Source organism: Streptomyces sp. NRRL F-5123, assembly GCF_000721495.1.
GTDB lineage: Bacteria > Actinomycetota > Actinomycetes > Streptomycetales > Streptomycetaceae > Actinacidiphila.
This window is the reverse complement of sequence record NZ_JOHY01000007.1, coordinates 251,867-258,343: the sequence shown is the minus strand read 5'-3', so window position 1 is coordinate 258,343 and position 6,477 is coordinate 251,867. Positions and strand designations below refer to the sequence as shown.

The window sequence follows — 6,477 nt, the reverse complement described above, 5'->3', positions numbered from 1 at the left end:
CGCCGCCACCTCACCCCCGCCGCCTGACCACCCGCCCCCGCAACACCCCACGAAGGAGAACCGACATGGCCGGCGCCTACTGCAAGTTCTGCGGAAACCGATGCTTCGTCTACCGGATCATCCCCGACGGCCCGCAGAAGGGCTGGGCCGGACACCTCGCCACCTGCGCCCCCGGCATGGCTCACGACCGCGAGAAGACCGGGTACGACCACACCACTGCCACCAACCCGATCCAGGCCGACTGACGCCGCGCCGCCCCCGCCGCCCCGTGTCGCCGAAGCTCGGCGCGCGGGGCGGTGGTCGTCGTACCGTGCGGCCATGACCTACGCAAACGACCCCGAACGTCTCGCCCGGCTACTCCGCGACCTCGCCGACGCCCTGGAAGAAACAGGCGTCAATCCGGTCGGGACAACGCGCGAACGCCACCTAATGGACGACGCCCGCGCCGCAGCACGAGAGTTGCACCCGCCGGAGTCCGGACGGACGGCGAGGTTCCACGCGTTCTGAGGCGGCCCCATCGTCACAACCCGGTCACACCGCCCACACGCCGCCCCCACAAGCGGGAAACTCCCCTCCACGAACACCGAGGGGGGACCACCCATGCACACCCGCACCACCGCGGCCGCGCTCACCGGCATAACTCTGCTGGCCACAATCGTCGGCTGCTCATCCAGCGGCAGCGACGACAAAGCCGCACCCGTGCCGACCACCACGAGCCCGGCCGCCGTGACCACCACCAGCGCGCCCACTGCAACGCCCACCCCGACGCCGCCCACGACGTACACCATCGGCCAGTCCTGGCCATGGCGAAGCGATCAGGGCGCGACCGGCTCCACGACCGTCCTCGGCTACAAGCAGCCCGTCCTCAAGAGCGACCCGCCCGACGAGAGCCTCGGCGTCCCGGCCGGCTCGCAATGGGGACGCCTCGACATCAAGATCTGCCAGAAGTCCGGGCCGTCGATCGAGGTCAGCCAGGACCCCTGGCACGTGAAGTTCGACGACGGGTCGCAGGCGGACACGACGGGACTGTCCGGCGGGGACTTCCCGAAGCCGGAGTTCCCCATGGACGGGACGGTCCGGGCCGGCGATTGTACGCGCGGCGGGATCATGTTTCCGATCCCGAAGGGGCAGCGGCCGGTGGGGGTGGTGTACGCGCCGGAGTCGGCGCCGGAGCCGATCTACTGGGCGATCCCCGCGAAGTAGCCGCGCGACGGCGACCGCCCCGTCACCGAGCTGGTGACGGGGCGGCAGTGCGTCCGGGGTCAGATCTCGGGGGTCCACTCGTCCGCGCGGTAATCGGGGTGGTCGGCATAGGCCCGTGCGAGGTGGCGCAGTGCGGGGCGGAGGATGTGAAGCGTCATGCGCGCGGCACCCCGGGTGCCAGCGTCAGGCCCGTCAAGGCCGGGCGCCATCTGGTCGTAGATGCCCAGCACGCCGCGCACGGCCTCAATGTCCCGTAGCACTCGCGCCGGGTCGTGCCGGGCAATGTGGGCGGCCAACTCCGGGCTGCTCGCCGTGAGGCCGCGCCAGTGCTTGTCCTGCTCGTAGGGCGTGTGATGCTCCGGCGGCCACATGCAGACGACCGACTCGTCCGTCCAGCCCGGGTCGTCCCCCGGGCCCGTGTGCCAGTCGGGCGGTTCGGCGAGCGTGCGCACGATGGCCTCGTCCTCGTCGAGCCGCGCCCGCAGGAACGCCACCAGGTCATCCACCGTTGCTCTCCCTCTTCACCCGCGGGCGCGTCGTCCCCGACCCCTTCCCCCGGAACACCGCCTGCACCGTCGCCTTCTTGATCCCCAACCGGTTCGCGATCTCCTGATACGACAGGCCGCCCCCGCCGTCCCACAACTCACGGATCAGGTCATCCCGCTCCTGCGACCAGTCCTTGTTCCGCTCGGCCTGCGCGGCCATCACCCGGCTCTTTGCCTTCACCCGCTCCTCGCGGTCGGGGATCTGCTCCACCGCATCCAGGGCGTCCGCCACGCGCCGCACCTCCTCGTCGCCCACTTCAGCCCTTCCGTTCTCGGCGGGCCGCTTGCGACCAAGCGTAGGGGTCCCCTACGGTGGTTGCCAAGCAGCGCACGCTGCTTCAAGTAACGGCGGCCCGACCGGAGTTCGCACCTCCATATGGCCGGGCCGCCTGACCTCCAACGACCTGTGACAGCACTGGAGATCCCGTGAAGCGTACCGAGACCCCTGCGCCCGAGCCCACCCCCGGGCCGCAGCCCAACGTCGTCTCCGCCGAGCCCGCCACCGTCGAGGCCTGCGCCAACGACTACCAGCAGCGCAACGACGAGCACGCCGGCGGGCACAGCAGCGCCAGCCCCCACACGTTCCACCGCCGCTGATGGGCCGCCTGTCCTGGCTCGGCGGCAAAGACACCGCCAGCAGCGACGCCGCGTCCGCACGCCGCGCCCGCGCCCACCGCCGCAGCATCCCCAAGGCCGCCGCCGCCAGCGAGACCTGGGAGCAGCAGGACCGCGCCCGCTTCGGCAACGGCATCTTCCGCCGCCGCTGACCCACACCCCGTTCACCACCACACCCCAAGGAGAAACCCATGAGCAGTAACGACCCCTTCATCAACCAGCGCGCTGACGAAGTCCAGGCCGCCGTCGCCACCGGGGACATCGAGCGCGCCGCCGACCTCGTCGCCCACCTCATCGTCGAGGAGGGAGCGACGGGCGTCGCCCAGGTCACCGACGCCATCAACCGCAGCAAGTAGCCCGACCGCCGCGCCCGGCGATCCGTCCCCCACGGCCGCCGGGCGCGGCCCCACCCCAGAAAGGACCCCCGTGGCCGAGCGCCCCACACTCACCCCGCTCCAGCGGTACGTCGTCGCCGGCATCACCACCGGCGTCGCCACCATCGCCGGAATCGGCCTCGCAGGGTCCTACGCCGCCGTCCGCCAACTCGCCCTGGACAAGGGCTTCGGCTGGTTCGCCAACGTCTTCCCCATCGGAGTCGACGCCGGCATCGTCGTCCTCCTCGCCCTCGACCTCCTCCTCACCTGGCTGCGCATCCCCTACCCGATGCTCCGCCAGACCGCGTGGCTGCTGACCGCCGCGACCATCGCCTTCAACGGCGCCGCCGCCTGGCCCGACGGGCTCGGCGTGGGCATGCACGCGACCATCCCCGTCCTCTTCGTCGTATCCGTCGAGGCCGCCCGTCACGCCATCGGGCGCATCGCCGACATCACCGCCGACAAGCACATGGACGGTGTCCGCCTCGCCCGCTGGCTGCTCGCCCCCGTGTCGACGTTCCGGCTGTGGCGCCGCATGAAGCTGTGGGAGCTGCGGTCGTACGAGGAAGTCATCCGGCGAGAGCAGGACCGCCTCACGTACCGTGCACACCTCCGCGCCCGCTACGGGGTGATGTGGCGGCGCCGCGCCCCCGTTGAGGCGGTGCTGCGCCTGCGCCTCACCCGCCACGGTGCGCCGCTCCACGCGGCTGCCGCACCCGCATCACCGGGGCGCCGCACCATGATCTGCACCGCCTCACTCGGCCGCCTCACCGTGCCGCCCCGCCCCATCCCGGCGGCCGTGGAGGATGCGCCCGCCGCGCTCCCCGTACCCGCCCCCGCGGGTGATGCGCCGGTGATGCGCGCAGCTCAAACCCCAGATGCGCCCCAGCCTCACCGGCCGGACGACGACACCGAGTTCACCCGCCACGCCGACGATGCGCTCCGCCTCGCCGATATGTCGAAGGCCGCCGCAGTCCGCACCGTCGCTGAGGCGCACCCCGATGATGCGGCGCCTCAGATCGTGGCCCGCCTCGCGCAGCACGGCATCACCGTCACCGCCGCGTACGTCCGCACCGAGCTGTCGCGGCAGCGCCGCCGCACCGCCGCATCATCCGGCACCGGCTACTACCCGTGACCCCGGAGGTCCGCATCATGACCGCCACACCCGGCGCGGACGAGCACCGCATCCGCCACGCACTCCACCGCCGCGGCGTCGGCTACGCCCCACAACCGCCCGCGCGCGACCGGGACTGGTTCGACGACTACGTCGACGCCACCACCCAACCCAGGACACCCCCGCCGGGCCCACCCCCCGACCGGGCGACCGCGCAGGCAGCCGACGGCCCCGAACCCCGCTGGGACCTGCGGCGCCTCACACACTGGCCCTACGCCCGCCCCACCATCGGCGCGGCCACCGCCCTCATCCCCTGGTGGGGCGGATGGTCCGCCGCCACCCGGTGGGGCGCCATCCTCACCCAAGCCCGCCACGAAGCCGGCGTCAGCGCCGCCTGGGTCATCGCCTGCACCGGCCTCACCGTGGGCGCCGTCCTCGTGCACCGCCGCCGCGGCTGGCCCTCGTACGCCCTGCTCACCTCCGCGTTCGTCGGGACCGTCGCCATGGCCTCACCCCTCGACATCGTCCGATTCGTCACCGGAGCGTTCTGATGAACCACACCACGATCACCGTCGGCTGCCTCGCCGTCAGCCTCGCCGTCACCGGGCTCTACGGCTGGAAGTGGTGGAAGACCCCCGGCCGGAAACCCGCCGACCTCGCCCCGTTCGCCGGGTCTTACGTCCTCGGCGGGCTCGCCACCATGTGCGCCGGCGTCATCGGCATCCTCGCCGGGTGGACAGCGCTCGTCGGCAACGGCGTCGGGAAGCACGCGGTCAGCGGCACTGCGGGTGGCAAGGCGGAGGTCCTCAACCACGGGTCGGCGGGAGTCCTCACGGAGGGCGGGCACCTGGTGGCGTTCCTCTTCGCGTTCGGGTTCGTCGTGGTGTGGAAGGCCGCGGACAAGGCGGTGAAGAAGAAGCTGTTCTGGGGCTGGTTCGCGGGCTCCACGATGACGCTCACCGTCGGCGTGGCCGGGCTGTTCCTGCACGTCACAGGGGTAGCGAACGGCATGGGTGACGGCATCCTCGGCTGGTTCAACGGGGGGCAGGCATGAGCTGGTCGCAGCACCTCGCAAAGGGAGTGAGGATCCTGGGGGAGCGGTGGTTCGAAGGACCCCGCAGGTGGATCTCCGCGGGGGAGGGCGGGTTCGACAAGGCGGTGCGGGCCGCGATGGTCACCGGGGTGGGGTACGGGCTGTGGCGGCTCCTGTCCACCTCGTGGAAGGTCTTGGCCCTGGCGGTGTTCATCGTCGCCATCCTGGCGCTGCGGGCCGCGACGAAGGCCGCCAAGGCCCCGCCGAAGAAGCCCTCCACCGCGGTCCTGGACGTCCCGCCGACACCTCGCCGGGAGCTGTTCGCGGGTGAGTTCCAGGACGCCGTCAGGGGCGTCCTCGGCGACTCCCCGGCCGTGCACCTCACGACCCTCGCCGACCACCTCCACGCGCTCACCGGCGACACCTGGACCGGCGCCCAGGTGCGGGCCGCGTGCACCACCCACGGCATCCCCATCCGCCCCAAGGTGCGGGACCTGGGCGGTGACCGGGTGTCCAGCGGGGTGCACCGGGACGACCTCGACCCTCTCCCCCAGCCCCTCCCGGAAGGGGCCCAACAGGGGCCCGTAGGCGACTACACCGCAGGTCACAGCGGCAACGCCACGCCCCTACCGGTCCCCCACGCTACGGCCCCTACGCCCACCGTCCGGCGAGTGGGGGACCTGCGGATCACGTCCGTCGACGACCCCGACAACCCCGCCCGCACGCACGTCACCGTCGCCGACCCCATCCGGGCCGGCCGAGTCAGGAAGGGGTGACCGCATGTCTGCCAGATACCGGCGGCGCCGGTGGCATCGCCCCACCTGCGGATCGTTCCTGCTCGCCGTGGCGATCGGCGCTGCGGGGGTGTGGGTGGTCGTCCGCGCCGTCGTGGCGTGGCTCACCGGACACCCCGCCGCCGTCGCGGCCGTCGTCGCCCTGGCTGCGCTCGGCGGGACCGGGATCTCGCGTCTCACCGGCCGTGCCACCGCCCGCAGGGTACAGCGCGCGGACGCGGTCCGCGAGTACCTCGACCTCGACCCCGCCGCGTTCGAGGCCGCAGTCGCCGACCTGTGCTGGCGCGACGGGTGCCGGGACGTGCAAGTCGTCGGCGGCGCCGGAGATCTGGCCGCGGACGTCCTCGCCACCACCCCGGACGGGCGCACGATCCTGATCCAGTGCAAGCGGTACGCCGCCGGCCGCAGCGTCAGCTCGCCGGACGTGCAGCGCGTCGGGGGCACCTACCAGATCGTCCACGGCGCGCAGCTCGCGATCGTCGTCACCACCGGCACCTACACGGCGGACGCCCGCGCCTACGCCAGGCAGGCTGGGATTCGGCTCGTCGACGGCGACGGTCTCGCGGAGTGGGCTCGGGGCGGCCGGCCGCCCTGGACATGACCGCGGACACGACGAGGCGCCCCCGCTCTCCCGAAGGAGAGCGGGGGCGTTCTGCTGTTCAGGTGCGGCGCCGGTCCAGCAGCGCAGCCGGAGTTGACGGCGCCGGTGTCGTCGGCGCGGGCGCCCCATCCCGGCGACACACCAGCGCGTCCGGATCGTCCACCGCGGGCTGGAGGGTGTACCCGTCCGGGCACGCCG

General features: G+C 72.6%; 13 protein-coding genes. 11 read left to right on the top strand and 2 right to left on the bottom strand.

The annotated features are described in order from the left end of the window. The 3 genes from IH54_RS0109645 to IH54_RS41490 form a co-directional block, all read left to right on the top strand. Positions 1-245, top strand: a 245-nt coding sequence (locus IH54_RS0109645) for a hypothetical protein (protein ID WP_234343429.1), incomplete at its 5' end; no start/stop codon positions are given. A 73-nt stretch (positions 246-318) separates the two neighbouring features. Further along, entirely contained in the window at positions 319-507 is a 189-nt protein-coding gene (locus IH54_RS45435) for a hypothetical protein (RefSeq protein ID WP_159011759.1), read from the top strand. Positions 508-600: 93 nt separating this feature from the next. Next, positions 601-1,203, top strand: a complete 603-nt coding sequence (locus IH54_RS41490) for a hypothetical protein (RefSeq protein ID WP_052397248.1) — start codon at positions 601-603, stop codon at positions 1,201-1,203. A 59-nt stretch (positions 1,204-1,262) separates the two neighbouring features. On the opposite strand, the gene IH54_RS41485 is transcribed toward IH54_RS41490, so the two are convergent. Then, positions 1,263-1,709 (bottom strand): DUF6221 family protein, encoded by a 447-nt coding sequence (locus tag IH54_RS41485; protein ID WP_052397247.1) that lies wholly within the window; start codon positions 1,707-1,709, stop codon positions 1,263-1,265. Further along, the gene (locus IH54_RS0109630; RefSeq protein ID WP_031514882.1) at positions 1,702-2,004 is read right to left on the bottom strand and encodes a hypothetical protein; all 303 of its coding nucleotides are present in this window, start codon (positions 2,002-2,004) and stop codon (positions 1,702-1,704) included. Before IH54_RS0109630 ends, IH54_RS41485 begins: the two co-directional genes overlap by 8 nt. Before the next feature lie 170 nt (positions 2,005-2,174). Between IH54_RS0109630 and IH54_RS45430 the strand changes: the two genes are divergently transcribed. The 8 genes from IH54_RS45430 to IH54_RS41475 all read left to right on the top strand — a co-directional run bounded on the left by IH54_RS45430 (position 2,175) and on the right by IH54_RS41475 (position 6,279). Continuing rightward, on the top strand, positions 2,175-2,345 hold the full coding sequence (locus IH54_RS45430) for a hypothetical protein (protein WP_159011756.1): 171 nt from the start codon (positions 2,175-2,177) through the stop codon (positions 2,343-2,345). Next, positions 2,345-2,515, top strand: a complete 171-nt coding sequence (locus IH54_RS45425; RefSeq protein WP_159011754.1) for a hypothetical protein — start codon at positions 2,345-2,347, stop codon at positions 2,513-2,515. Before IH54_RS45430 ends, IH54_RS45425 begins: the two co-directional genes overlap by 1 nt. A 39-nt stretch (positions 2,516-2,554) precedes the next feature. After that, on the top strand, positions 2,555-2,719 hold the full coding sequence (locus IH54_RS45420) for a hypothetical protein (protein WP_159011752.1): 165 nt from the start codon (positions 2,555-2,557) through the stop codon (positions 2,717-2,719). Positions 2,720-2,789: 70 nt separating this feature from the next. Then, positions 2,790-3,872 (top strand): DUF2637 domain-containing protein, encoded by a 1,083-nt coding sequence (locus tag IH54_RS46670; RefSeq protein ID WP_078862056.1) that lies wholly within the window; start codon positions 2,790-2,792, stop codon positions 3,870-3,872. 17 nt (positions 3,873-3,889) lie between these two features. Then, on the top strand, positions 3,890-4,402 hold the full coding sequence (locus tag IH54_RS41480; protein WP_052397246.1) for a hypothetical protein: 513 nt from the start codon (positions 3,890-3,892) through the stop codon (positions 4,400-4,402). Beyond that, on the top strand, positions 4,402-4,905 hold the full coding sequence (locus IH54_RS0109600) for a hypothetical protein (protein WP_031514876.1): 504 nt from the start codon (positions 4,402-4,404) through the stop codon (positions 4,903-4,905). Before IH54_RS41480 ends, IH54_RS0109600 begins: the two co-directional genes overlap by 1 nt. Continuing rightward, positions 4,902-5,660, top strand: coding sequence for a hypothetical protein (locus IH54_RS0109595; RefSeq protein ID WP_159011750.1), 759 nt, complete (start codon positions 4,902-4,904; stop codon positions 5,658-5,660). The genes IH54_RS0109600 and IH54_RS0109595 overlap by 4 nt, the downstream gene beginning before the upstream one ends. Before the next feature lie 4 nt (positions 5,661-5,664). After that, complete coding sequence (locus IH54_RS41475; protein ID WP_052397245.1) at positions 5,665-6,279, top strand: restriction endonuclease; 615 nt, start codon at positions 5,665-5,667, stop codon at positions 6,277-6,279. Positions 6,280-6,477: the final 198 nt, after the last annotated feature.

What these genes read in the sequence shown, in the direction of transcription:
- IH54_RS45435 (WP_159011759.1), top strand. Translation starts at nt 319, where the DNA reads ATGACCTACGCAAACGACCCCGAACGTCTCGCCCGGCTACTCCGCGAC.
- IH54_RS0109595 (WP_159011750.1), top strand. Translation starts at nt 4,902, where the DNA reads ATGAGCTGGTCGCAGCACCTCGCAAAGGGAGTGAGGATCCTGGGGGAG.
- IH54_RS45425 (WP_159011754.1), top strand. Translation starts at nt 2,345, where the DNA reads ATGGGCCGCCTGTCCTGGCTCGGCGGCAAAGACACCGCCAGCAGCGAC.
- IH54_RS0109600 (WP_031514876.1), top strand. Translation starts at nt 4,402, where the DNA reads ATGAACCACACCACGATCACCGTCGGCTGCCTCGCCGTCAGCCTCGCC.
- IH54_RS41475 (WP_052397245.1), top strand. Translation starts at nt 5,665, where the DNA reads ATGTCTGCCAGATACCGGCGGCGCCGGTGGCATCGCCCCACCTGCGGA.
- IH54_RS41490 (WP_052397248.1), top strand. Translation starts at nt 601, where the DNA reads ATGCACACCCGCACCACCGCGGCCGCGCTCACCGGCATAACTCTGCTG.
- IH54_RS41480 (WP_052397246.1), top strand. Translation starts at nt 3,890, where the DNA reads ATGACCGCCACACCCGGCGCGGACGAGCACCGCATCCGCCACGCACTC.
- IH54_RS45420 (WP_159011752.1), top strand. Translation starts at nt 2,555, where the DNA reads ATGAGCAGTAACGACCCCTTCATCAACCAGCGCGCTGACGAAGTCCAG.